The sequence below is a fragment of the Noviherbaspirillum denitrificans genome (assembly GCF_002211445.1).
In the GTDB taxonomy this organism is placed as follows: Bacteria; Pseudomonadota; Gammaproteobacteria; order Burkholderiales; family Burkholderiaceae_D; genus Noviherbaspirillum; species Noviherbaspirillum denitrificans.
In genome coordinates this window covers 4,655,120-4,679,228 of the sequence record NZ_LSTO01000001.1, presented here as the reverse complement: position 1 = coordinate 4,679,228, position 24,109 = coordinate 4,655,120, and the positions used below count along the sequence as shown (strand labels likewise).

Here is a 24,109-nt window from a genome sequence, read left to right as displayed (position 1 = left end):
TGCGCTGCGTCGTGAGTGGCGGACGCAATCACGCTAGAATCAAGCTTCACCATCTGCATCGCCGAGGAATGTCTTTTGTCCAAACTGCTTTTCGACCCCGAAGCACTTCCCGTTGAATCCCTGGCGGGTGAACCCGCCATTGACCCGGAGCGGCTGAACGAATCCTGGCTGCGCGAACGCTTTGCCAGCCCTCCTGTCTGGGAGCCGGAACGCTTCGAGGAAAGGCTGATGCGCAAGCAGGAGGGTGATCCGACGCCGGCGTCGGTGCTGATTCCCATCGTCGTGCGTGACGATGGCCTGACCATGCTCCTTACCCAGCGCACCGCGCACCTCAACGACCACGCCGGGCAGATCAGCCTGCCGGGCGGCCGGGTTGATGAAGCCGATACCTCTCCCATTGAAACTGCTCTGCGCGAAACCGAGGAAGAGGTTGGGCTGCATCGCCGGCATATCGACGTGCTCGGCACGCTGCCCGACTATTTCACCGGCACCGGCTTCCGCGTCACGCCGGTCGTGGCACTCGTGCAGCCGCCTTTCGACCTGCGCGCCGATCCTTTCGAGGTCGCGGAGATCTTCGAGGTGCCGCTCGCTTTCCTGCTAGACGGCGCCAACCACCAGCGCCGCAGCATCGAAGCACCCGGCATGGGGAAGCGCACATTTTATGCGATGCCGTACGACCGCTTCTTCATCTGGGGCGCGACGGCGGGCATGCTGCGCAACCTGTTTCATTTCCTGCGCGCTTGATCTTCGCGGTTTGATTCCCGCGTTGCACTGCGTTATCGTTACGGCTAGCTGACAGAACCGATAACCCGATGACATTTCTTTCCATCCTTTTCGCCCTGCTGTTCGAACAACTCAAGCCGCTGCGTGCCGACAATCCGATGTATGCGGCGATCAAGCAGCTGGCGGCGCGGATGGAGGCTTCGTTCAATGCTGGGCAGGAAAGCCACGGGCGCCTGGCCTGGATCGTGACCATGCTCGTGCTGCTGGTGCCGACGCTTCTGGTCTACTGGCTGTGCGCGAAGATCAGTCCCTTCCTCGCGCTCGCGTGGAACATCCTGATTGTTTACCTCACCCTCGGCTTCCGTCATTACAGCCATTACTTCACCTCGATCCAGCTCGCGCTCAACAGCGGCGACGAGGCGACCGCACGTAGCCTGTTGGCGGAGTGGACCAGGCAGGATACGACCGGGATGAATGTCAGCGATATTTCGCGGGTGGCGGTCGAGACGGCGCTGATATCCACCCATCGCAACGTGTTTGGCGTGTTCTTCTGGTTCGCCATGCCTTTCGGGCCGGCGGGCGCGATCCTTTACCGTGTCTCCGAGTATCTTGCACGTGCCTGGAACGAACCCGAGCACCTGCGCAACGAGCCGTTCGGCCGTTTCGCCACGCGTGCTTTCTACTGGATCGACTGGGTCCCGGCGCGATTGACCGCAATTGCGTTTGCGGTGGTCGGCAATTTCGAAGATGCGATCTATGCCTGGCGCAACTTTGCGCATCGCTGGCAGGACGAAGCCATTGGCATCATCCTGTGCGCCGGCGGCGGCGCAATGGGATTGCGCCTGGGCAGTGCCCGCGAAAATGCGGCTGACCTGCGGCTGGCGGATGCGGCAACAGTGGACGCTGGCACCATGGATGCGGAAACGCCGCCCGGCGAAGAGGCGACCGTACGCGCGCTGCAAAGCACCGTCGGCCTCGTCTGGCGTGCCTTGCTGCTGTGGATGCTGCTGCTCCTGCTGCTGTCCTTCGCCGTCTGGCTGGGCTGACGCCCTTCCTCATTTTCCCTCGTTGTTTGAAGCTTCCGCTGGAAAATCGTCCGGCGGCGTCTATCCTTTCTTCATTCGCGCCCACGATTCAGAGGGGAGATGTTCATTTCGTCAATATTGTCATTTTTCACATTGCGAGATGTTGTTTCACTTCAAGTCTTCTATAAGATATAATATGCAAGAATAATGAAAGCTTGGCGCTTCATAATGGTGTCAAGAAGAAACAGCCGCTTCGCCGACACGAAACGGAACGGAAGCAGTCGTACCGCTCACTGAAAGAAGCCGAACACATGGCCGATTCCACCACCCCCAAGTCCGTTGCCCGCGAGTTCTTTATCCAGGGTCTTACCAGCAACGGCAGGCAATTCCGGCCGAGCGACTGGGCAGAGCGTCTCTGCGGCGTCATGTCCTGCTTCCGTCCCGACGGCATGCGCGGGCCCGGCGCGCACCTCCGCTATTCCCCGTACGTACGGCCGACCGTCCTTGGCGGCGTGAAGTCGGTCGTGGTCAACGAGGCCTTGCGCGACATCGAGCCGATGGCCTATCACTTCGTCCTGAATTTCGCCAAGGACAACGACCTGCAAATCGTCGACGCCTGCCTTCTGCCGGAACCGGCCGAGAAAAAGGCCTGACAATCTCCGCCCTGCAACCTACGTAGGCAGCGAAACAACAGAAGTTCCGGTTCACTCTTTCCTGAGGGTAACAAGTGCGTTACCCTATGCGGAATTCGCCGCACCCCCGCGAAGAAATGCCGCTTTGCAGCGCAACCAGTTATTCAGGAAGTACCACCGGAGCCCCCATGCCGCGAAGCCGCTGGCCGTTCAACCTGTCCGCCGCCGCTGTCGTCGCGCTGGTCGTCGGCTTGGCCGGGACGACAGCGTTGTTCGTGGGCATGCGTCGGCTCGAGCATGACAAGGTCGAACTCGATTTCCACCAGCGCGCCAGTCTGCGCACAGCCACCCTTGGACAGCAACTGACCGAAACGGTCGACGTACTGAAGTTCCTGAACCAGTTGTTCGCCACCGTCGAACCGGTCAGCCGAGAGCAGTTCCGCGTCTTCACGGAACCCCTGCTGCAGCGCCACCCATACTTGCAGGCGTTCAATTTCCATCGCATCGTGACCGAAGCCGGCCGGCAGGATTACGAGGAGCAGATGCGCCGCCGGTTTCCCGGCTTTGCCATGATGCGCCTGAAGGATGGCAAGCCGGTGCCGGCCGAGCCGCGCGACCAACATCTGGTTGTCGACTATATCGAACCGATGCGCGGCAACGAGGTGGCGTTCGGGCTCGATGTCTCCCACAACGCGCAGGTTGCCGCGGCAGCCGGCAATGCGGTCGACACCGGCGAGGCGGCGTCGACCGGCATCGTGAACCTGGCGCAGGGCGATGGCGGGCTGCGCGGATTCCTCGTGATCATGCCGGTGTACCGCCATGGGATGCCACTGGAAACCATCGCGCAGCGGCGTGCGGCGGCCGTCGGCGACACCGCGGCGGTGTTCAATGCCGCCGGTCTTGTCGACAAGATCCTTCGCGCCAAGGGATTGCTGGACGACGCAAGCATCGGCATCAGTGTGTATGCCGCGGCCACGCTGGATGAGCGCGCGCTGGTGTATCGCACCGGTGTGCAGGCCATGACACCCGATACGCCGTCCTGGCTGCCGCGCTGGGTCTTCTACGACCAGCCGGACGAGATCGTGCGCAACTTCGATGTGGCGGGCAGGACATGGCGCGTCATGATCTCAGCCGCGCCGGAAGCGTTTTTCCGCAAACATGACGGCTCGCTCAACACGCTGGTCGGCGGCGTCCTGTTCAGCATGCTGCTGGCGGCATTCGTGCAGGTGCTGGCTTCGCGTTCGCGCCGCGTCCACAAGCTGGTCGAACAGCGCACCGCGGAGCTGATGCATGCCAATGCCTTGCTGGTCGATGACATCGCCGCACGCAAGCGCGCCGAGGAGGGTCTGCGCCTGCGCCAGCGCGCGATCGATGCGAGTGCCAACGCCGTCATCATCACCAGCGCCGTTCCGCCGAACTATCCGATCGAATACGTCAACCCGGCCTTCGAGCGCATCACCGGCTACAGCGCCGCCGATGTGCTTGGGCGGAGCTGCAGCCTGCTCTGGTCGAAAGATCGCGACCAGCCGGAAATCCAGGAAATCCTCGCCGCCGCGCGCGAGAAGCGCGAAACGCACACCACCTTGCGCAATTACGGCAAGGACGGCCGCATGTTCTGGAGCGATACCTACGTCGCGCCGGTGCGCGATGAATCGGATGAAGTCAAGCATTTCGTCGTCGCGCTTTACGACATCACCGCGACGAGGCGTTACCAGGCCGAGCTGGAATTCCAGGCCAGCCGGGACACGCTGACCGGGCTGGCCAACCGCAACCTGCTGCATGACCGCCTGCGCCAGGCCAGTGCGTATGCGGAACGTTATGGGCATCCGGTGTGGGTGCTGTTCCTGAACCTCGACCGCTTCAAGTTCGTCAACGATACCCTTGGCCACCGTGCCGGCGACCAGTTGCTGAACATCGTTGCGCAGCGCCTGCGTGAAGCGGCGCGCGAATCCGACACCATTGCCCGCCTCAGTGCGGACGAGTTCGTTATCATCCTGCCCGAAAGCGCCATCGAAAGCCTGTCGCCGGCTGTCGTCAGGCGCATCATGGATGCCGTGGCGCAGCCGATCGTCATCGAGGGCTACGAATTCGTGATGGGCTGCTGCATCGGCATTGCGGTGTGCCCGGGCGACGGCAGCGATGCCGACACGCTCATCAAGCATGCCGGCATTGCGATGTACCGCGCCAAGGAAACCGGGCGCAACAGCTTCCAGTTCTATACGGCGTGCATGAACCAGCAGGCGATGGAGCGGCTGCGCCTCGAAGGCGATTTGCGCAATGCGCTGGACCGCGGCGAATTCGTGCTGCACTACCAGCCCCAGGTCGACCTCGGCACCGGGCACATCCTGGGTGTGGAAGCACTGGTGCGCTGGCAGCATCCGGTGCTCGGCGCGGTGCCGCCGGCCCGCTTCATCGGTCTCGCGGAAGAGATGGGATTGATCGTGCCGATCGGTAACTGGGTATTGCGCGAAGCCTGCCGGCAAAGTGTCGCGTGGCTGCAAGCAGGCCACGGCCAGGTGCGCGTGGCGGTCAACCTGTCCGCGCGCCAGTTCTACCAGCAGGACCTGGCATCGACCATCGAATCGATCCTGGACGAGACAGGCATTGAGCCGCACCTGCTGGAACTGGAGCTGACCGAAAGCATGATGATGAACGACGTCGAGCACGCAGTCGGCATCCTGCGCAGGCTGAAGGCGATCGGCGTGTATCTGTCGATCGACGATTTCGGCACCGGTTACTCCAGCCTGTCCTACCTGCGGCGCTTCCCGATCGACCTGCTCAAGATCGACCAGTCCTTCGTGCGCGATATCACCATCGACCCCGACGATGCGGCGATCGTGCTGTCCATCATTTCGCTGGCGCACAGCCTGCGGCTGAAAGTGATCGCCGAAGGCGTGGAGACGGAAGCCCAGCTGGGCTACCTGCAGCGCCACGGTTGCGACTTCATGCAGGGCTATTTCTTCAGCCCGCCGCTGCCCGCAGGGGAATGCGCAGCCCTGCTGCGCGACCGGCGCCGCCTGCCCATGCCGCGCCGCCAGACGCTGTTCGTGGTCGAAGATGAGGCGGCGCCCAAGGCTTCCGGGGCGCGGTAAGATGGCGGGATAACATCTCCAGGGATTCCGATTGAACGCGTTCCAGCTCGATTTCATCGCGGTGGCCGTCAGCGTGATGCTGATCGTCGCGTATTACCTCTTCCTCTTCTCGCGCGTGCGGCGCGATCCGGACTACACCGTCCAGGCAGTCAACCACAAGGCACGCACCCTGTGGGTGGAGGCGGTCATGCGCGACCGCTCCAAGGACATCATGGCCGTGCAGGCGCTGCGCAATTTCGGCATGGCGGCCACTTTCAAGGCGTCCTCGGCGGTGCTGCTCATCATCGGCACGCTCACCCTGTCCGGCCAGGCAGAAAGCCTCGCGCGTACCTGGCATGTGCTCAATGCCGGCGGGTCGAAGGCGCCGGAACTGTGGATCATCAAGATCCTTTGCCTGCTGACCGCATTGCTGGTCGCCTTCTTTGCCTTTGCCATGACGCTGCGCGTGCTCAACCATGTCGTGTTCATGGTCAGCCTGCCGGCGGACGCCGCGCAAGGCGCGCTGTCCCCCGATCGCGTGGCGGCGCGCCTGAACCAGGCCGGCGCCTTCTATACGGTCGGCATGCGCGCCTACTTCATCACCGTGCCGCTGGCATTCTGGCTGTTCGGCCCGGTCCTGCTGGTGCTGTCGACCATGGGCCTCGTGGTGGCGCTCTATCACCTCGACCGCAGTCCGTTTTCACAGGAAGGCTGAGCACTGTTTCTGCCGTGAATCCTGGTGGAACGCGGCGCCGCGTTGCCGATCAAACTTCACGACACATGGGGGTGAGGCATGGATCAGACCAGGACAGAACGCGATACTTTCGGACCCATCGACGTGCCGGCGCACAGCCTGTGGGGGGCGCAGACGCAGCGTTCGCGCGAATTCTTCAGCATCTCTTCGGAAACCATGCCGCGCGAACTCGTGGATGCGCTGGCTGCCGTCAAGCGTGCCAGCGCGGTGGTCAACCGCGATCTCGGGCGCCTCGATGCCGGCAAGGCCGGCGCCATCATCCGGGCGGCCGATGAAGTGATCGCCGGACAGCATCCCGGGGAGTTCCCGCTATCCGTGTGGCAAACCGGTTCCGGCACCCAGAGCAACATGAACATGAACGAGGTGCTGGCCAATCGTGCGTCGGAGTTGCTTGGCGGTGAGCGCGGGGAGGGGCGCCTTGTGCATCCGAATGACGATGTCAACCTCGGACAGTCGTCCAACGATATCTTCCCCACGGCCATGCATGTCGCGGCCGCCATCGCCATTGCCAACCGCCTCATGCCCGCCTTGCACGCGTTGCGCGCGTCGCTGGGACGCAAGGCGGTGGAGTTCGCCGGCATCGTGAAGATCGGACGCACCCACCTGCAGGACGCGACGCCGCTGACCCTGGGCCAGGAATTTTCCGGCTATGTCGCGCAGCTCGACCATGCGCGCTCGGTGATCGAAGCCATGCTGCCCGCGTTGTGCGAACTGGCCGTCGGCGGCACCGCGGTGGGTACCGGCCTCAATACGCATCCGGCCTTCGGCGAACGCGTCAGCGCCGAGCTGGAAAGCAGCCGCGGCCTGCCGTTCCGCAGCGCGGCCAACAAGTTCGCGGCGCTTGCCACGCATGATGCGATGGTTGCCATGCATGGCGGCCTCAAGACGCTCGCGGCAGCGCTGATGAAGATCGCCAACGACGTGCGCTGGCTTGCTTCCGGACCGCGTTCGGGACTGGGCGAAATTCGTATTCCTGAAAACGAGCCGGGCAGCTCCATCATGCCGGGCAAGGTCAACCCGACGCAGTGCGAGGCGGTGACCATGCTTTGCTGCCAGGTGTTCGGCAACGATGTCGCGATCAATGTCGGCGGGGCGTCGGGCAACTTCGAGCTGAACGTATTCAAGCCGATGATTGCGCACAACTTCCTGCAAAGTGTGCGCCTGCTCGCCGACGGCATGCGCAGCTTCGACACGCATTGCGTGCAGGGTATCGAAGCGAACCGCGAGCGCATCGCCGAACTGATGGAGCGCTCACTCATGCTGGTAACCGCACTGGCGCCCCACATCGGCTATGACCGTGCGGCGCAGATCGCCAAGCGCGCGCATCGCGAAGGCACGACGCTCAAGGAAGCGGCGCTCGCCTACGGTTATGTTACGGAAGAGGAATTCGACCGCTGGGTCCGTCCGGAAGACATGACCAGACCCTCGGAGTGACAAGAAGGCATGGCTTTTTGCCAATGGCTGCATCGCTGCGCATCCCATGGCCCGTTGAGAGATTTTTTGAGAAACGAACGGGCTTTCGTGGACTAGGATGGAAACATCAAAAATAGATGTTTCGGGAGAATTCGAGATGCGTACCCAACTGCTTCGGTATTTGCTGCTCCTTGCCGCCGCCATGCTTGTCAGCGCCGTGCTTGCCTCGTTCGAGTGGCTGGGCGGTGTTGCGGTCAATCCCTTCGTCGCCGCCTTCATTGCCTGTGCTTCGGGCATTGCGGTGACCATGGTTTTCCATTCGCGCGGCAGCCAGGGCACCGAAGTGTTCGCCCAGAAGGTGGGGGAAGAAATCGACCACCTGATGATCGGCGCGGCAGAAACCTCCTATTTCGTCGACGCGATCAAGAAAAAGGTCGATGCCGATTTGCAAACGACACAAGAGATCGTGGGTGATGCGCAGCAGACTGCGCAGGCCACGGAGCAGATTGCCGCGAATGCGGAGCGCGCCTCCCGGGTCGCAGCCGACGTGCGGGCCGAGAGCGTGTCGGGGCGCGCCGAGGTAGACCTGGGCCTGCGCCAGATCAGCAATGCCCGCCAGGATGCGCAGAACGCGTCCGGCATGATGGGTACGCTGCAGGACAAGGCGCGCCGCATCCACGGCATCACCGAAGTCATTAACGAGATCGCCGCCCGCACCAACCTGCTGGCGTTGAACGCCGCGATCGAGGCCGCCCGCGCCGGCGAGCATGGACGCGGTTTCGCCGTCGTCGCCGGGGAGGTGCGGCAGCTGGCGCAGCGCACGACTTCCGCCACCCATGACATCGGCGTGATGGTGCGCGAGATCAATGAAGAAGCCGAACGTGCCGCGGTGGGCATGGGCGAGCTGACCGGCAAAGTGATGGAAGCGGCGCAGAACGTGGAGAAGGTGCACGGCTTTCTCGGCAATATCGAACACCTGGCCGGCGCCTCGCAGAAGGAAATCGAAGAGATTGCAGCCGCCTCGCGGGAACACGTGGCGACGACGCGCCGCATCTCCGATGCGATTTCCCGCATCCGCGACGGCATGCTGGCGACGGAAGCAGAACTGCCGCTGGCATCGAAGTCGGCCATGATGCTCAACGACCGCGCCGAAACCCTGTTCGATGCCGCCACCGCATCCAACGTGAAGACCTCGCATGACGACATCCGCCTCGTGGCGCAGCAGGCGGCGGCCGAGATCGGCAAGCTGTTCGAGCAGGCGATCGCCTCCGGGCAGATCACTGAAGCAGCGCTGTTCGACCGCAAGTACACGCAGATTCCGAATACCAATCCGCCCAAGCACAAGACGTCATTCGATGCCTTCACCGATCGCGTGCTGCCGGCCATCCAGGAACCGATCCTGGAAAAGATGCCGCACATCGCTTATGCGGGCGCGGTGGACAACAACGGCTACTTCCCGACGCACAACCGCAAGTTCTCGAAGCCGCTGACCGGCAATTACGATACCGACCTGGTGAACAACCGCACCAAGCGCATCTTCAGCGATCGCACCGGTTCACGCTGCGGATCGAACGCCAAGCCCTTCCTGTTGCAGACTTACAAGCGCGATACCGGCGAGGTGATGCATGACTTGTCGGCACCGATCTATGTGAACGGCAAGCACTGGGGCGGCTTCCGCATGGGCTATCGCTCAAGCGGTCCGGCACCGGCTCCGGCGGCAGCCGCGCCGTTGGTTGCGCGCAAGCCTGTAGTTGCGGCACCAAGGCTGCGGCAGGCTTAATCGACTGCCCTCAACGACTCGATCACCTTCTCCCGGAACCACCGGTTCGCCGGATCGTTGTCGACGTTCGAGTGCCAGTACAGGAACACATCGAAGGGCGGAATCTCGAGCGGGAAGGGCAGCACCTGGTTGCCGAACTGTTCGTTGGCGATGCGTGCGTAGCGGCCGGGCATGGTGAGGATCATGTCGGTCTGGCTGACCACCCGGCAGGCGGCGAAGTAATGCTGGCAGCGCAGGCGGATGCGGCGCTCCATGCCGAAGCGACTCAGCTCGAAATCCTGCAGCCCCGGCCCCCGGCGGCGTGAACTGGCGAGGATGTGGTCCTGGTTCAGGTAGGTGCCGATGTCGATTGCGCCGTCGATTGCCGGATGCCCCTGACGCGCCACCACCACCGTTGAATCCTGATAGATGCGGGTGTGCATGATGTCGCTCGACAGCGGCAGCAGCACGTCGATCGCCACGTCCAGCGTGCCGTTCGCCAGTTCGCCCTGCAGTTCGCGGCGTTCCACGTGGCTGGCCGCCACCTCTGCAAGCGGCGCGCTTTCGCGCACCTGCAGCATCAGCGGCGGCAGGATCGTTGCTTCCAAAACATCACGTACGGCAATATTGAAGCGCTTCTCGGCCGTCGCCGGGTCGAAGGCGTGCACGCCGTTAAGGGTGACTTCCAGGTTGCGCAGCGAGTTGCGGATCGGGTCGATGATGCTGCGCGCCAATGGCGTCGAGACCATCGCGTGGCCTTGCCGCACAAATAAGGGGTCGTCGAACATCTGCCGCAGCCGCCCGAGCGCATGGCTGATTGCCGGCTGCGTCAGGTTCAGCTTCTGGCTCGCGCGCGTGACGCTGCCCTCGGTATAGATCGCCTCGAAGACGGTAAAGAGGTTCAGGTCGACGCGGGAAATATGCATGGCATTTATCGAATAAGATAATAACTATTCATTTGATCGATTCTAACCCCGGCGATATGCTTCCCACAACGCGAAAATCTTGGGCAGGGGAAGGCATATGGGGCAAATCTATCTCGTCCGCCACGGGCAGGCATCGTTCGGCAGCGCGAACTATGACCAGTTGTCCGACCTTGGCATGGAGCAGGCGCGCCTGCTGGGCGAGTGGTTTGCCAATTCCCGCCAGAAATTCAACCGTGTCGTCACCGGCAGCCTGAAGCGCCACCGCCAGACTGCCGATGCCTGCCTCGCGCAGCTGCCGAAGGCGCATCGCATCGATACCGACTGGGTGACCGATCCCGGCTTCGACGAGTACGACCACCACGAGGTGATGGTGCGCCACCGCCCGGAGTTCGAGGATCCCGAAGAAGTGAAGCGCTTCCTCGCCTCCAGCCCGCAGGCCAAGTACGCATTCCAGGACATCTTCCAGGCGGCAATGTCGCGCTGGATGAGCGGCCAGTACGACGGCGATTACCGCGAGCCGTGGCCGGCCTTCCAGGCACGCTGCGTCGGCGCCCTGCAGCGCCTGGTCGAGGGCGCGGACAAGTCGCAGAACATCATCGTCTTCACGTCCGGCGGCACCATCTCGACTATCTGCCAGCACCTGCTCGGCCTCTCCGACCGCCAGGTCGCGGAACTGAACTGGACGCTGGTCAATTGCGCGATGACCAAGCTCTTCTATCAGCCGGGCCGCGTGAGCCTGAGCTACCTGAACAACTACGCCCACCTCGAATGGCTGGGCCAGCCCGAATCCATCACTTACCGCTAGGAATGGCATGACCAACGCAAACCTGTTCGACCTCTCCGGCAAGATCGCCCTCGTCACCGGCGCCAGCCGCGGCATCGGCGAATCGATCGCCAAAACCCTCGCTGCCTACGGCGCACACGTCATCGTCTCCAGCCGCAAGCTGGAAGGCTGCGAATCCGTCGTGGCTGCCATTCGCGAAGAAGGCGGTTCCGCTGAAGCCATCGCCTGCCACATCGGCGAGATGGCACAGATCGAAGCCCTGTTTTCCGCGATCGAAAATAAGCACGGTCGTTTGGATATTGTGGTCAACAATGCGGCGACCAATCCGTATTTCGGCCACATCCTGGAGACCGACGTGTCGTCCTTCCAGAAGACGGTCGACGTCAATATCCGCGGCTACTTCTATGCGTCCGTGCACGGCGCGAAGCTGATGAAGAAGAATGGCGGCGGCAGCATCATCAACGTCGCCTCCGTCAACGGCGTGATCCCCGGCGACATGCAGGGCATCTACTCGATCACCAAGGCGGCAGTCATTTCCATGACCCATGCCTTCGCGAAGGAATGCGCGCAGTCCGGCGTGCGCGTGAACGCGCTGCTGCCCGGCGCCACCGACACCAAGTTCGCTGCCGCGCTGGTGCAGGACCCGGCCGTGCTCAACCGCATGATGCCGCACGTTCCGATGCGCCGCGTCGCGCAGCCCGACGAGATGGCCGGTGCGGTGCTCTACCTCGCATCCAATGCATCGAGCTACACCACCGGCACCTGCATCAACGTCGACGGCGGCTACCTGCTCGGCTGAACAAAACAATCCCAACCCCCGCGTGCGCCCGCGCACACTTTCATGGAGCAACACATGGACTTCCAGTACAGCGACAAAGTCAAGGACCTGCAAAAGCGCCTCAACGCGTTCATGGATGAACACGTCTATCCGAACGAAGACCGGTTCCACAAGGAGATCGACGCCAACCGCGAGAAGGGCAATGCCTGGATCCCGACCAAGGTCATGGAAGAACTGAAGGACAAGGCCAAGGCCGCCGGCCTGTGGAACCTGTTCCTGCCGGAGTCCAAGAATGGCGCCGGCCTGACCAACCTCGAATACGCGCCGCTGTGCGAAATCATGGGGCGTGCCCCGTGGTCCGCCGAAGTCTTCAACTGCTCCGCGCCGGACACCGGCAACATGGAAACCCTGGAGCGCTACGCCAGCGAAGAGCTGAAGGAGCAATGGCTCAAGCCGCTGCTGAACGGCGAGATCCGTTCCTGCTTCGCGATGACCGAACCGGCCGTCGCTTCTTCTGACGCGACCAACATCGAAGCGCGCATCGAGCGCGACGGCGACGAGTACGTGATCAACGGCCGAAAGTGGTGGTCCTCGGGCGCCAACGATCCGCGCTGCAAGGTCTTCATCTTCATGGGCAAGACCGACCCGACTGCCGAGAAGCACAAGCAGCAGTCGATGATCGTCGTGCCGCGCGACACCCCCGGCGTCTCCATCGTGCGCCACCTGCCGGTGTTCGGCTTCGACGACGCGCCGCATGGCCACGGCGAGACCCTGTTCGAAAACGTGCGCGTGCCGGTCAAGAACATCCTTCTCGGCGAAGGCCGCGGCTTCGAAATCGCGCAGGGCCGCCTCGGGCCCGGCCGTATCCACCACTGCATGCGCCTGATCGGCATGGCCGAGCGCGCGCTGGAAAAGATGTGCAAGCGCACGCTGAGCCGTGTCGCCTTCGGCAAGCCGGTGGCGGAGCAGACCGTCACGCTGGAACGCATCGCCCAGTCGCGCATCCTGATCGACCAGGCACGCTTCCTGGTGCTCAATGCGGCCGACATGATGGATCGCGTCGGCAACAAGGCCGCGCTCAAGGAAATCGGTATGATCAAGGTCGCAGCACCGAACATGGCTTGCCAGGTGATCGACTGGGCCATCCAGGCGCACGGCGGCGGCGGCATGGCCGATCCGGTCTTGGCGCACAGCTATGCGAGCGCGCGTTCGCTGCGCATCGCCGACGGTCCGGATGAAGTCCACCGCAACCAGATCGGCAAGCTGGAGCTGAAGAAATACAAATAAGCCGCAGGCGCCGCCGCACGAGCAGCGCGGCGGCGCTCAACGGAAAGGAGTGACATGGGTACATTTGCAGGCAAGTCGGTCCTCGTGACCGGCGCAGCAGGAGGCATCGGCCGCGCGGCGGCTCTCGCATTCGCGCGTGAAGGCGCGCGCGTGGCGGTGGTCGATATCGATGCAAAAGGCGGCGAAGAAACCGTCGCGCTGATCGCGCAGGCGGGCGGCGAAGCGGCGTTCACGCAAACCGATATATCGAAATCCGCGCAGGTCGAAGCCATGGTCGCCGGCATTGTCGCGCGCTGGGGCCGTCTCGACTGCGCATTCAACAACGCCGGCATCGAGATCGAACACCTGCCGCTGGCGGAAGCGGACGAGGAAACCTTCGACCGCCTCATGAGCGTCAACGTCAAGGGCGTGTGGCTGTGCATGAAGCACGAGATCCGCCAGATGCTCAAGCAGGGCGGCGGCGCCATCGTCAACACCGCCTCGGTCGCCGGCCTGGTCGGCGCGCCGCTCATGCCTGCCTATACCGCGAGCAAGCATGCAGTGGTCGGCCTGACCAAGACTGCCGCCGCCGAGTACGGCAAGGCGGGCATCCGCGTCAACTCGGTGTGTCCGGGCATCATCCGCACGCAGATGCTGGAAAGGGCACTGGAGCGCGAACCGCGGCGCGAGAAGAGCATCGTGAACCTGCACCCGATCGGCCGCCTCGGCGAAGCGGAAGAGATTGCCAATGCAGCCGTCTGGCTGTGCTCCGACGCGGCGTCCTTCGTGACCGGCCATCAACTTGCAGTGGATGGCGGACTGACAGCGATTTGAAAAAAACTATTCCAACCCGCCGCCCCGGCTCCGGATGAGGACAGCTCATCCGGTCCGGGGCGGTGTCGTTTTATAAAAAAGAAAGAGACAGACATGAAGCGCAATACGACCTTCCCCTGGATCAAATCCTATCCGGCGGGCATCCGCTGGGATGCCGAACTGCCCACCTTGCCGGTGTCGCAGCTGCTCGACGATGCCGCTGAAAAATGGCCCGGCAATGCGGCAATCGATTTCATGGGCAGGCGCTTTACGTATGGCGAGCTGCAGGACCTGGTCAACCGCGCAGCGAAGGGCTTCCAGGCATTGGGCGTCAAGCCGGGCGTGCATGTCGGCCTCTACCTGCCCAATACGCCGCACTATGTGATCAGTTTCCTCGGTGTGCTGCGTGCCGGCGGCACCGTCGTCAATTACTCGCCGCTCGATGCAGAGCGTGTGCTGGAGCACAAGGTCGATGACAGCGAGACCGACATCATCGTCACGCTCGACCTCAAGCTGTTGTACCCGCAGATGGACCGCCTGCTCGGTACGACCCGCCTGAAGAAGCTGGTTATCGGCGGCATCGGCGAGATGAGCGGAAATCCAGAGGCAGTGCATGCGCATATGCTCAAGGCAGGCGATCTGGCGCCGACGACTGATGACGCGGACCATGTCCCTTTCGCCCGCCTGCTCGACAACGACGGCAAGTACAAGTCGTATCCGATTTCCGATGTCGACAACACCATCGCCGTGCTGCAGTACACCGGCGGCACCACCGGCCTGCCCAAGGGCGCGATGCTCACGCACGCCAACTTGACCACGGCAGTCAGCCAGCTGTGCGCCATCACCGGCGGCGAGAATCGCGTGCTGGAAGAGGGCAGCGAGCGCGTCCTTGCGGTGCTGCCGCTGTTCCACATTTATGCGCTGACCGTGAACATGTTGTTCGGCATCCGCATGGGCGCGGAGCTGGTGCTGCATACCCGCTTCGACATCGACACCGTGGTGCGCGACCTCGCCGCGAAGAAGATCACCATCTTCCCCGGCGTGCCGACCATGTACACCGCGATCATCAACTATCCCGGCATCGAAAACCACGACCTCAGCGCGCTCAAGTTCTGCGGTTCCGGCGGCGCGCCGCTGCCGGTGGAAGTGAACCAGCGCTTCCAGCACCTGACCGGGTGCTGCCTGGTCGAAGGCTGGGGCATGACCGAGACTTCGCCCACCGGCACTTTCACACCGGTGTACGGCATGCAGAAGGTCGGCTCCTGCGGAATGCCCACGGTCGGGGTCACGCTGAAGTTCGTCGATGTCGATGATCCTTCCGTCGAAGTGCCGCGAGGCGAACGCGGCGAGATGTGCATCAAGGGGCCGAACGTGATGAAGGGTTACTGGAAGAATCCCGACGCGACGGCGGCATCGATGACGAAGGATGGCTTCTTCCGCACCGGCGACGTGGCATGGATGGACGAGGACGGCTTCGTGTTCATCGTCGACCGCACCAAGGACATGATCCTGTGCGGCGGCTACAACGTGTACCCGCGCGTCATCGAGGAAGCGATCTACGAGCATCCGTCGGTGTCGGAGGTGACGGTGATCGGCGTGCACGACGACTACCGTGGCGAATCGCCGAAAGCCTTCATCGTGCTCAAGCCCGGCGCCGCGCCGTTCACGCTGGAAGAGTTGAAGACCTTCCTCAAGCGTCGCCTCGGAAAGCACGAAATGGTGCAGGCCATGGACATCCGCGCGCAGTTGCCGCGCACGCCGGTCGGCAAGCTGTCGAAGAAGGAACTGTACGACGAGGAAGCGCAGAAGCGAAACATTGCGTAACAAGTTGCCAAGAACCTTTCCCGCTCGCCCATAATCGAACTGACAAGCCCCTCCTGTTGCATGCAGGAAGGGGCACACCGAAGTTGTGACAGCTCGCATGGAGCAGGATATGAAGAAAAAATGTCGCAGCGCGGTGGTTTTCGCTTTGGCACTGTGCATCGCTGCACCTACTTGGGCACAGGCACCTTCAAAGGGCGAGACAACCTCCACCGCAAGCTCAACAAAGAAACAGCAGCTCGATCGTTCCGGCAAGCCGCGCAAGGGCAAGGCGTCCTTCTACGCGAAGAAATTCCACGGCCGCAAAATGGCCGACGGCACGCCGATGGATCCCAACTCGAACCATGCCGCAAGCAGGACGCTTCCGCTTGGAACCAGGGCCATCGTCACGAATCTTGAAAATGGCAAGAGCGAAGTCGTCGAGATACGTGACCGCGGGCCCTATGTCGGCGGGCGCATTGTCGACCTGACCCCGAAGACGGCGGAGAAGCTCGACATGAAGAAGGATGGCGTGGCACTGGTCGAGGTCCGGCCGATTGAATTGCCCCCCGAAGGCGGCAAGTCAGTAGTGGCCGGGAAAAGCGTGGAGTTGAGTTCGGGGCAGTAGGCGGGTTCTCTCGCCGGTCGCCGGAACACAGCCTGCATTACCGTCCCTTCTTTCCGGCAGTCCGAAGCTTCGCCGCATCCCGGTGGAACGCCTCCAGCTGCCGCATCACCACTTCCTGCCCGCTCTCGATCACGAAGTCCTGGAAGGCCGCCGCAACCGTCGGGATATGCTGGTCGGCCAGGTGCATCACATACCAGTCTGCCTCGACCGGGTTTTCCGCCATGGGCAGCATGCGCATGAGTCCCGCCTCGAACTCCAGCGTGCAAGCATGCACCGACAGGAAGGCTACGCCAAGACCAGCCACCACCATCCGCTTGATTGCCTCGTTGCTCGATAGCTCGGAGCCGATGCGCAGCGGATAGCCCGATTCCTTGAACAGCCTTTCGATCGCCGTGCGCGTACCCGAACCGCGCTCGCGCACCAGCAGGTTGACCTCCATGATGTCGGCCAGCGTCAACTTCTTCTTCTGCATCAGCGGGTGTTTCGGACTGGCGACGAAGGCCATTGGATGGCGCGCGAAGGGCGCTGCATTGGTGCGAAATTCCCGAGGCGGCGTACCCATGATGGCGAGGTCGATCTCGTGCCTGCCCAGCATGTTCACGATCTCGTTGCGGTTGCCGACCTGCAGCTTGATGCGCACGTCGGGCCGTGCGGTGGTGAACTGCACCAGCATGGGTGGCAGCAGGTATTCCGCCGTGGTGACGGCACCGATGCGCAAGGTGCCGGAGATCACGCCCTTGAGCGCGGCGACTTCGTCGACCGCCTCATCCCACAGGCGCAGGATGCGCTCCGCGAACTCCGCCATCACCTCGCCCGCCGCGGTTAACTGGATGCCGCGGCCCACCTTGCGCGTGAGCGACGTGCCCGCCGCTTCCTCCAGCATGCGCAGCTGCAGCGACACCGCCGGTTGCGTCACGTGCAATGCGTCTGCAGCACGTGAAACGCTCTCGTGCCGGGCGACCATCAGCAGGGCCTGCAACTGTTTGAAGCTGGCGAGATGCATAAGCAATTCCTTATCAATTATGCAGAAAAATTAATTTTTCTTTTAAATGGCTTGCGCTTATATTAACAGCCAACGGGACAACAAACAGCGCCGGCGCAGGATGACGGTGCACTTTTTCAGGTGGAAAAGAATGGGCATCGAAGCGGTCACACTTGCACTCGACGGCGTGATTTTTGATACGGAAGAGGCGCAGCTGCGCGCATGCAATGCGGCGTTCGACGCGTGCGGCCTGGACCTGCAATGGTCGTTGCCGCAGCTGCGTGCCGCAGCACGCGTGCATGGCACGGCGAACGTGATGAACGCCATCGCCGAACGCATGTCGATGAACGCGGGTGATACGCGTGTCGTCCGCCTTGCAACAGAGAAGAATCGCCGCTTCCACGACATTGTCCTGGCGGGACAGCCGGTACGCAGCTCCGGCTGCGCGCAACTGATGGCGGATGCGCTGGAAAGCGGATGCAAGATCGCGGTGGTGACCGACATGCCGGTGCAGACGGCTACTGCGCTGCTGGATTGCGCGTTCGGTAATGCGGTCACCAATATTTTCTCGCTGGTGGTTTGTGGCGCGGATTTCGCGGCGGATGAAGGTAACGGGCCCTACGACCTCGCGCTGCGCACGATGGGCGTGGAGGCGGGCAGCTGTGTCGCGATCGACTCGGCTGTGCCGGGTCTGAATGCGGCAAGGCGTTCAGGCATCTGGACCATGGCTGTCACGCCCTACGAAAAGGACATTGCGCGCATTACCGGCGCGGACATCTGGTGTCCGCAGATGCAGGAGCTGCGCGACATGATTGAACGCAGGAATACGCCGAGGGTGCGCCCCGAACGCTTCGTTACGTTCGATGCGCTGCGCGCCTTCAAGACGGGCCGGACCGCCATGCCTGTAGTGGCGAAACCGATGCCGGTAGCGGCCTGACGTTTTTGCAGATCATGACTTTCATCCGAATTTCAAATTGCCAGGAGGCGCAACATGGAAACCATTGCCATTGTAGGAGGAGGTGCCGGCGGACTTGAGCTAGCCACACGTCTGGGCGACAGCCTGGGCAAGAGCGGCCGTGCACGGATCGTTCTTGTCGACCGTTACCCGACCCATTTCTGGAAGCCTTTGCTGCATACCGTTGCGGCAGGCAAGCTCGACCCGCAGGTGCACCAGGTCGAGTACGCCGCCCAGGCGGCCGACCACGGCTTCCAGTTCATCTGCGGTGAAGTGCTGCGCGTGGACCGCGACAGCCGCACCCTCGATATCGGTTCCTGGCGCGGCGACGACGGCGCCGAACTGCTTCCTCCGCGCAGCCTGCAGTACGACAAGCTCGTTCTTTCCTGCGGCGCGGTCACCAACTTCTTCAACATCCCGGGAGCGGAACAGCACTCGCTGACGCTCGATAACGTGCAGGACGCGGAGTTCTTCCGCAAGCGTTTCCTCGCCAGCTGCATGCAGGCGAGCAGCCGGCGCGCGGCGGTGAACATCGTGATCGTGGGCGGCGGCGCCACCGGCATCGAACTGGCGGGCGAACTGTGCCATACGGTGCGTACGCTGGCGCGCTACAACGTGCATACGCTCGACCCGGCGCGCGACGTGCGCATCAGCATCATCGAGCGCGGAGACCGCCTGCTGCCACAGCTGAACAAGCGGCTCTCGGGGCGTGCCGCGCGTTACCTGCGGCGGCTTGGCATCGAGGTGTGCACCGATACCACGGTCGCCCGCGTCGAAGCGGACGCGGTGGTCGACAGCGCGGGTGTGCGGCATCCGTCGGACATTACCGTTTGGGCCGCCGGTGTGGAGGCGCCTGCCATCTGCTCGACGCTGGGACTGGCGCAGAACCGCATCAGGCAGATCGTGGTGACGCCGGAACTGCGCGCGGAAGCCGACCCGTCGGTCTTCGCGATCGGCGACTGCGCAAGCTATGTGTGCCCGGACAACGGCGCCGTACCACCCCGGGCGCAGGCGGCGCACCAGCAGGCGGTGTACCTGGCGGATGTGCTGGTACGCCGGGCAGGGGTCAAGGTGCCGGCATTCCGCTACCGGGATTACGGCTCGGTGGTGTCGCTCGGGCCCTTCGCTGCGATGGGTGTGCTGATCGGTGGTGCGAACAAGCGCGAAATGCTGGTGGGCGGCCTTGCCGCGCGCCTTCTGTACCGGCTGATGTACCAGAAGCATGTGATGGCTTTGCATGGCTTCATGCGCATGGCCGCGCAGTCGGTGGCGCACTGGATCCGGGGGAAGATTACGCCGCCGGTGAAGCTGCACTGAGGCAGGTGCCCCGCAAAGCAAAACAGGCGCGAATCCCGAAAGATTCGCGCCTGTTTTTTTAGGCCGGCGTGCGAGCCGGCATCAGTATCGCGTTTAGCGTGGCGTGCCGCGGCGCAGCAGGTTCACGATGGCCAGCAGGATCACCGCGCCCAGGAACGACACCAGCAGCGAGGAGATGCTGAAGTCGTTCTGGTTGATGGTGCCTGTGCCGAACAGCGGGGCGAGCAGCCACCCGCCCAGCAGTGCGCCGACGATACCGACGATTATGTTGAGCAACAGACCCTGGCTGGCGTCCGTACGCATTACGAGGCTGGCGAGCCAGCCGAGAATACCGCCTACTACGATCCAGATAATGAAGTTCATGGTTGTCCTCCTGTCTTGACAAAATGACTACATCAATAGACTGACTGCCTGGGGATTGGTTCATCACGGACTGGGTGGTGCATGTCCCAGTCAGCTGCGCGGCCGCCGCATGGCATCCTTGTCCTCGGCCGGGAGAGGCGAAAAGCCTTCCTCATCCTCGATCAGCACGGTCGCGTCTTGCTTGGATTTCGTCAGTTGTGTGGCATACGCATAGGCATCCTCCTTATCGTCAAACGATGCGAGCGGCACGTCCTGCCCCTTTTCCGACACATCCCACCTGCCGTTCAGGCCGGGTGACACGCAGATGACCAAAGGCCCTTGCTGATCGAATCCCATGTCGGCATCTCCTTGCCTGGTGCTCCGTCGTCCGGGGACGGGTAGGTAAGAGGGGAATTGGTGGAAGTGGTTCAGTGCAGCGTCCGTTCAAAGCCTTCCATCTGGCGCTCGGCTTCATCCCGGCCGATGCCGTAGGCTTCCTGGATCTTCCCGATCAGCTGGTCGCGTTGCCCGGCGATCATGTCCAGCTCATCGTCAGTGAGCTTGCCCCACTGTTCCTTCACTTTTCCTTTGAACTGTGTCCAGTTCCCTGCGACGGTATCCCAATTCATGACAATCTCCTTTTTTCAAAAGGGAAATGTTGAGGGTTGTGCCCGAGACAAGGTGCAAATCCTGTGCCTATACTGTAGGAACGTGTTTCCATTCAATTCACATCGCCGGATTGCATGTAAACAGGCTGCTACAGGCTACAGCGCGAAATTTCGCAGTGCCTGGTTGTAAATGTTCCAGTGCATTTGAAAACAATACAGCGGACATCTGGAAGCAACTGTATGCGGTGGAAAGATTGCCGGTGCGGATGGACAAGGGAGTGGATGCTCACCCCCGGCAAGAAAAAAATCGCGAATTTCTGTTGTTTTTGGAAACTTAATTGAAGTCAAGGTGTCATTTGTTACACCTAAGTACGATGAGTTGTTTTTTTATCAGGAGCCAATCATGACCGAACACGCGCTGTCGAGCCAGGAAAGCTACGATCCCAATCGTCTTCTGGATACCTTGCTCGAAAGGATGAATCTGAAGAACGATGCGGCTTTGTCGCGCATGCTTGAGGTCGCCCCGCCGGTGATCAGCAAGATCCGCCATCGCCGCCTGCCGATCGGCGCTTCGCTGCTGATCCGCATGCATGAAACCACAGGCATGAGCATTCGCGAATTGCGTGACCTGATGGGTGACCGCCGCACCAAGTATCGCCTCAGCGATGCCCAGGGCAAGCCCAAGGCACCGCCGGCAGAGCAGCAGCCCCCCAGTGGCGGCCAGCCCAGCCACTTTCACTGATTCGCGTCATGCCTCCCGCCAGCCTTTCCGGCCTTCTCCCTGAAGCGCCGGGAGGGCAGGCCGCTTTCGCCGTCCGGAATGACACCGAAATGGCTGTGTCAGTATTGCCCCGCCAAGCATCCCGAATTCCTAAACACACCTTGCGCTGACCCGATATTGCGGTCATCCACAAGCTTGATCGATATCAAGGTATTTCCGTGAGACAATATTTAGTCTCAGCAATATTGATATCAATCAACAATAAATACGGGTGTGGGCATGTTCAGGAATCTCAGCATCAAATTCCGGCTGGTTTTCGTGGTCGGATTTCTCTCCCTCATGTGCGTTTCGGGAGCGGTCGTCGGGCTGACCAACCTCCACGCATCCAATGAAACCCTGCATATCACCTACGAGCACCGCCTGGTGCCGATGGGCGGCCTCGACGAAATCATCCGCCTGATCGACCGCAACCAGCTCGCCATCGCGCAGTCGCTGACAGACAGCCCCGAGGGCATCGCGCGTGAAATGGACGGCGTCGAAAAGCGCATCGAGGAAATCAACCGCCGCTGGGACCAGCTGATGGTCGACATGCGCGATGAGATCTCCGAGGAAGAAAAGGGCGTTGCGGCTCAGTTCGTGGCGGCCCGCCAGAAGTTCGTCAGCGAAGGCCTCAAGCCCGCCGTCGCCGCATTGCGCGCCAACGACATCGCCAAGGCCACGCAGTTGATGCGCGGCCCCATGAACGAACTCGCCGCGCCCGTGCATGCTGCGACCAACAAGCTCATGCAATACCAGGAAGACACCGCGAAGAAGGACTATCACCGCAACGAGGCCACCTACTACTTCGTGCGCAATGCGTGTATCGCGGGCATGCTGCTGGCTGTCGTCATCGGCGCGGTGATCTGCATGTGGCTGCTGCGCGCTATCGCCCGGCCGCTGGCAGATGCGGTAGGCGTGGCGAGGGCCGTCGCAGGCGGGGACCTCACGCGCGAGATCACGGTCACTAGTGCGGACGAAACCGGACAGCTCCTGCAGGCCCTCAAGGACATGAACCAGAGCCTGGTGCGCATCGTCACCGAAGTGCGCGGCGGCACCGAAACCATCGCCACCGCGTCGCGCCAGATCGCCGCCGGCAATCTCGACCTGTCGGCCCGCACCGAAACCCAGGCCAGCTCGCTCGAGGAAACCGCTTCCTCGATGGAAGAACTGACCTCGACCGTGAAGCAAAACGCCGACAGCGCCTACCAGGCCAACCAGCTCGCCGCCTCGGCATCTGAGGTGGCGGTCAAGGGTGGCACGGTGGTCGCCGAAGTGGTGCAGACCATGGGCTCGATCAACGAATCGGCGAAGAAGATCGTCGACATCATCAGCGTGATCGACAGCATCGCCTTCCAGACCAACATCCTGGCGCTGAATGCCGCGGTCGAGGCGGCGCGCGCGGGCGAGCAGGGCAAGGGCTTCGCCGTCGTTGCCACCGAAGTGCGCCAGCTCGCGCAGCGTTCGGCGGCCGCGGCCAAGGAGATCAAGGAGCTGATCGACGATTCCGTGGAGAAGGTGGATACCGGCGCCAAGCTGGTCGACCAGGCGGGCGCGACGATGAAGGAGATCGTCGAGAGCGTCAAGCGCGTGACCGACATCATGGGCGAGATCTCGGTAGCCAGCAAGGAACAGACCGACGGCATCCAGCAAGTCAACCAGGCCATCAACCAGATGGATGAAGTCACGCAGCAGAATGCGGCGCTGGTGGAGCAGGCGGCTGCGGCGGCATCATCGTTGCAAGACCGCGCAGCGGGCCTTGCGCATGTGGTGAGCGTGTTCAAGGTGAACGGCATGGCGGCGCCGGCACCGGTGGCAGCAGTTGCGCCTGCGCCGGTCAGGGCGCCGGTCCCGAAGGCAGCACCGAAAGCATCGGTGCCTGCGGTGAAGTCCCAACCTGCGCGCCAGCTTGCGACGGTGCGTTCCGGTAGTAACGACGACTGGGAAGAGTTCTGATTCAGGCGTGTAGCGTGTCGACCAGCTGCGGTACGACTTCGAACAGGTCGCCCACGATGCCGTAGTCGGCCACCGAGAAGATCGGTGCTTCCGGATCCTTGTTGATGGCGACGATGGTCTTCGAGTCCTTCATGCCGGCCAGGTGCTGGATCGCGCCCGAGATACCGACGGCGATGTACAGCTGCGGCGCCACGATCTTGCCGGTCTGGCCGACCTGCCAGTCGTTCGGCACGAAACCGGCATCCACTGCAGCGCGCGACGCGCCCATGGCCGCACCCAGCTTGTCGGCCAGCGGTTCCAGGATCTTGAAGTTTTCGCCCGAGCCCATGCCACGGCCGCCGGACACGATCACCTTGGCGGCGGTCAGTTCCGGACGATCGGACTTGGCCAGTTCGCGCGACACGAAGGCCGACTTGCCGCCATCAGCGACGGCGGAAATCGTTTCCACTGCAGCATTGCCGCCGGTGGCAGCAGCGTCGAAACCGGTGGTGCGCACGGTGATGACCTTCACGCTGTCGCTCGATTGCACGGTGGCGATGGCGTTACCGGCGTAGATCGGGCGCTCGAAGGTGTCGGCGGACACGACCTTGGTGATTTCGGAGACCTGGCCGACATCCAGCTTGGCGGCCACGCGCGGCAGGATGTTTTTGCCGTAGGCGGTGGCGGGGGCCAGGATGTGCGAGTAGCTGCCGGCAATCGCCAGCGCCTGGTCGGCGATGTTTTCGGCGAGGCCGTCGGCGAAGTGCGCGGCGTCGGCCAGCAGCACCTTGGAGACGCCGGCGATCTTCGATGCAGCTTCGGCGGCGCCGCCGGCGTTGTA

General features: G+C 62.6%; 23 protein-coding genes. 17 read left to right on the top strand and 6 right to left on the bottom strand.

Annotated features, from left to right (window positions below; all coding sequences use genetic code 11):
• Nucleotides 1-75 precede the first annotated feature (75 nt).
• From AYR66_RS22690 to AYR66_RS22660, 7 genes are all read left to right on the top strand, one after another.
• Nucleotides 76-744, top strand: coding sequence for a CoA pyrophosphatase (locus AYR66_RS22690; protein WP_088710009.1), 669 nt, complete (start codon nt 76-78; stop codon nt 742-744).
• Nucleotides 745-812: 68 nt separating this feature from the next.
• On the top strand, nt 813-1,769 hold the full coding sequence (locus AYR66_RS22685; protein WP_088709396.1) for a CobD/CbiB family protein: 957 nt from the start codon (nt 813-815) through the stop codon (nt 1,767-1,769).
• A gap of 290 nt (nt 1,770-2,059) precedes the next feature.
• Nucleotides 2,060-2,401: a DUF3579 domain-containing protein gene (locus tag AYR66_RS22680; RefSeq protein ID WP_088710008.1), complete on the top strand. Its 342-nt coding sequence runs from the start codon at nt 2,060-2,062 to the stop codon at nt 2,399-2,401.
• 167 nt (nt 2,402-2,568) lie between these two features.
• Nucleotides 2,569-5,472, top strand: a complete 2,904-nt coding sequence (locus tag AYR66_RS22675; RefSeq protein WP_088709395.1) for a bifunctional diguanylate cyclase/phosphodiesterase — start codon at nt 2,569-2,571, stop codon at nt 5,470-5,472.
• 31 nt (nt 5,473-5,503) lie between these two features.
• Nucleotides 5,504-6,166 carry a DUF599 domain-containing protein gene (locus AYR66_RS22670; protein ID WP_234814985.1) on the top strand — a complete coding sequence of 221 codons (663 nt, stop codon included), beginning with the start codon at nt 5,504-5,506 and terminating at the stop codon, nt 6,164-6,166.
• A 78-nt stretch (nt 6,167-6,244) separates the two neighbouring features.
• On the top strand, nt 6,245-7,639 hold the full coding sequence (gene fumC, locus AYR66_RS22665; protein ID WP_088709394.1) for a class II fumarate hydratase: 1,395 nt from the start codon (nt 6,245-6,247) through the stop codon (nt 7,637-7,639).
• A gap of 136 nt (nt 7,640-7,775) precedes the next feature.
• On the top strand, nt 7,776-9,398 hold the full coding sequence (locus AYR66_RS22660; protein ID WP_234814984.1) for a methyl-accepting chemotaxis protein: 1,623 nt from the start codon (nt 7,776-7,778) through the stop codon (nt 9,396-9,398).
• Here AYR66_RS22660 and AYR66_RS22655 read toward each other — a convergent pair.
• On the bottom strand, nt 9,395-10,303 hold the full coding sequence (locus AYR66_RS22655; protein WP_088709393.1) for a LysR family transcriptional regulator: 909 nt from the start codon (nt 10,301-10,303) through the stop codon (nt 9,395-9,397). The genes AYR66_RS22660 and AYR66_RS22655 overlap by 4 nt on opposite strands.
• A 97-nt stretch (nt 10,304-10,400) precedes the next feature.
• Between AYR66_RS22655 and AYR66_RS22650 the strand changes: the two genes are divergently transcribed.
• The 6 genes from AYR66_RS22650 (at nt 10,401) to AYR66_RS22625 (ending at nt 16,372) form a co-directional block, all read left to right on the top strand.
• Nucleotides 10,401-11,108 (top strand): histidine phosphatase family protein, encoded by a 708-nt coding sequence (locus AYR66_RS22650; protein ID WP_088709392.1) that lies wholly within the window; start codon nt 10,401-10,403, stop codon nt 11,106-11,108.
• Nucleotides 11,109-11,115: 7 nt separating this feature from the next.
• The gene (locus AYR66_RS22645) at nt 11,116-11,886 is read left to right on the top strand and encodes an SDR family oxidoreductase (protein ID WP_088709391.1); all 771 of its coding nucleotides are present in this window, start codon (nt 11,116-11,118) and stop codon (nt 11,884-11,886) included.
• A gap of 54 nt (nt 11,887-11,940) precedes the next feature.
• Nucleotides 11,941-13,152 carry an acyl-CoA dehydrogenase family protein gene (locus AYR66_RS22640; RefSeq protein WP_088709390.1) on the top strand — a complete coding sequence of 404 codons (1,212 nt, stop codon included), beginning with the start codon at nt 11,941-11,943 and terminating at the stop codon, nt 13,150-13,152.
• A gap of 54 nt (nt 13,153-13,206) precedes the next feature.
• Nucleotides 13,207-13,965: an SDR family oxidoreductase gene (locus tag AYR66_RS22635; RefSeq protein WP_088709389.1), complete on the top strand. Its 759-nt coding sequence runs from the start codon at nt 13,207-13,209 to the stop codon at nt 13,963-13,965.
• Nucleotides 13,966-14,058: 93 nt separating this feature from the next.
• Complete coding sequence (locus tag AYR66_RS22630; protein WP_088709388.1) at nt 14,059-15,768, top strand: long-chain-fatty-acid--CoA ligase; 1,710 nt, start codon at nt 14,059-14,061, stop codon at nt 15,766-15,768.
• A 97-nt stretch (nt 15,769-15,865) separates the two neighbouring features.
• A complete protein-coding gene (locus AYR66_RS22625) occupies nt 15,866-16,372 on the top strand; it encodes a septal ring lytic transglycosylase RlpA family protein (RefSeq protein WP_234814983.1) in 507 nt (168 codons plus the stop codon).
• Nucleotides 16,373-16,409: 37 nt separating this feature from the next.
• Here the strand turns inward: AYR66_RS22625 and AYR66_RS22620 are convergent, their stop codons facing one another.
• Nucleotides 16,410-17,375 carry a LysR family transcriptional regulator gene (locus AYR66_RS22620; RefSeq protein ID WP_088709387.1) on the bottom strand — a complete coding sequence of 322 codons (966 nt, stop codon included), beginning with the start codon at nt 17,373-17,375 and terminating at the stop codon, nt 16,410-16,412.
• 130 nt (nt 17,376-17,505) lie between these two features.
• Here AYR66_RS22620 and AYR66_RS22615 point away from each other — a divergent pair, with 130 nt between their 5' ends.
• A complete protein-coding gene (locus AYR66_RS22615; protein ID WP_170942244.1) occupies nt 17,506-18,291 on the top strand; it encodes an HAD family hydrolase in 786 nt (261 codons plus the stop codon).
• A gap of 54 nt (nt 18,292-18,345) precedes the next feature.
• Entirely contained in the window at nt 18,346-19,626 is a 1,281-nt protein-coding gene (locus AYR66_RS22610; RefSeq protein WP_088709385.1) for an NAD(P)/FAD-dependent oxidoreductase, read from the top strand.
• Nucleotides 19,627-19,719: 93 nt separating this feature from the next.
• Here AYR66_RS22610 and AYR66_RS22605 read toward each other — a convergent pair whose 3' ends face one another.
• The 3 genes from AYR66_RS22605 to AYR66_RS22595 all read right to left on the bottom strand — a co-directional run bounded on the left by AYR66_RS22605 (nt 19,720) and on the right by AYR66_RS22595 (nt 20,597).
• Nucleotides 19,720-19,989 (bottom strand): GlsB/YeaQ/YmgE family stress response membrane protein, encoded by a 270-nt coding sequence (locus AYR66_RS22605; protein WP_088709384.1) that lies wholly within the window; start codon nt 19,987-19,989, stop codon nt 19,720-19,722.
• Nucleotides 19,990-20,079: 90 nt separating this feature from the next.
• Nucleotides 20,080-20,325, bottom strand: a complete 246-nt coding sequence (locus AYR66_RS22600; protein ID WP_088709383.1) for a DUF2188 domain-containing protein — start codon at nt 20,323-20,325, stop codon at nt 20,080-20,082.
• Nucleotides 20,326-20,396: 71 nt separating this feature from the next.
• Nucleotides 20,397-20,597 carry a CsbD family protein gene (locus tag AYR66_RS22595; RefSeq protein WP_088709382.1) on the bottom strand — a complete coding sequence of 67 codons (201 nt, stop codon included), beginning with the start codon at nt 20,595-20,597 and terminating at the stop codon, nt 20,397-20,399.
• Nucleotides 20,598-20,979: 382 nt separating this feature from the next.
• On the opposite strand from AYR66_RS22595, the gene AYR66_RS22590 reads away from it, so the two are divergent.
• Nucleotides 20,980-21,318, top strand: coding sequence for a hypothetical protein (locus AYR66_RS22590; RefSeq protein WP_088709381.1), 339 nt, complete (start codon nt 20,980-20,982; stop codon nt 21,316-21,318).
• 258 nt (nt 21,319-21,576) lie between these two features.
• Entirely contained in the window at nt 21,577-23,289 is a 1,713-nt protein-coding gene (locus AYR66_RS22585) for a methyl-accepting chemotaxis protein (RefSeq protein WP_088709380.1), read from the top strand.
• 1 nt (nt 23,290) lies between these two features.
• On the opposite strand, the gene AYR66_RS22580 is transcribed toward AYR66_RS22585, so the two are convergent.
• Nucleotides 23,291-24,109 (bottom strand): electron transfer flavoprotein subunit alpha/FixB family protein (locus tag AYR66_RS22580; RefSeq protein ID WP_088710004.1); only part of this gene is annotated, 819 nt, incomplete at its 5' end.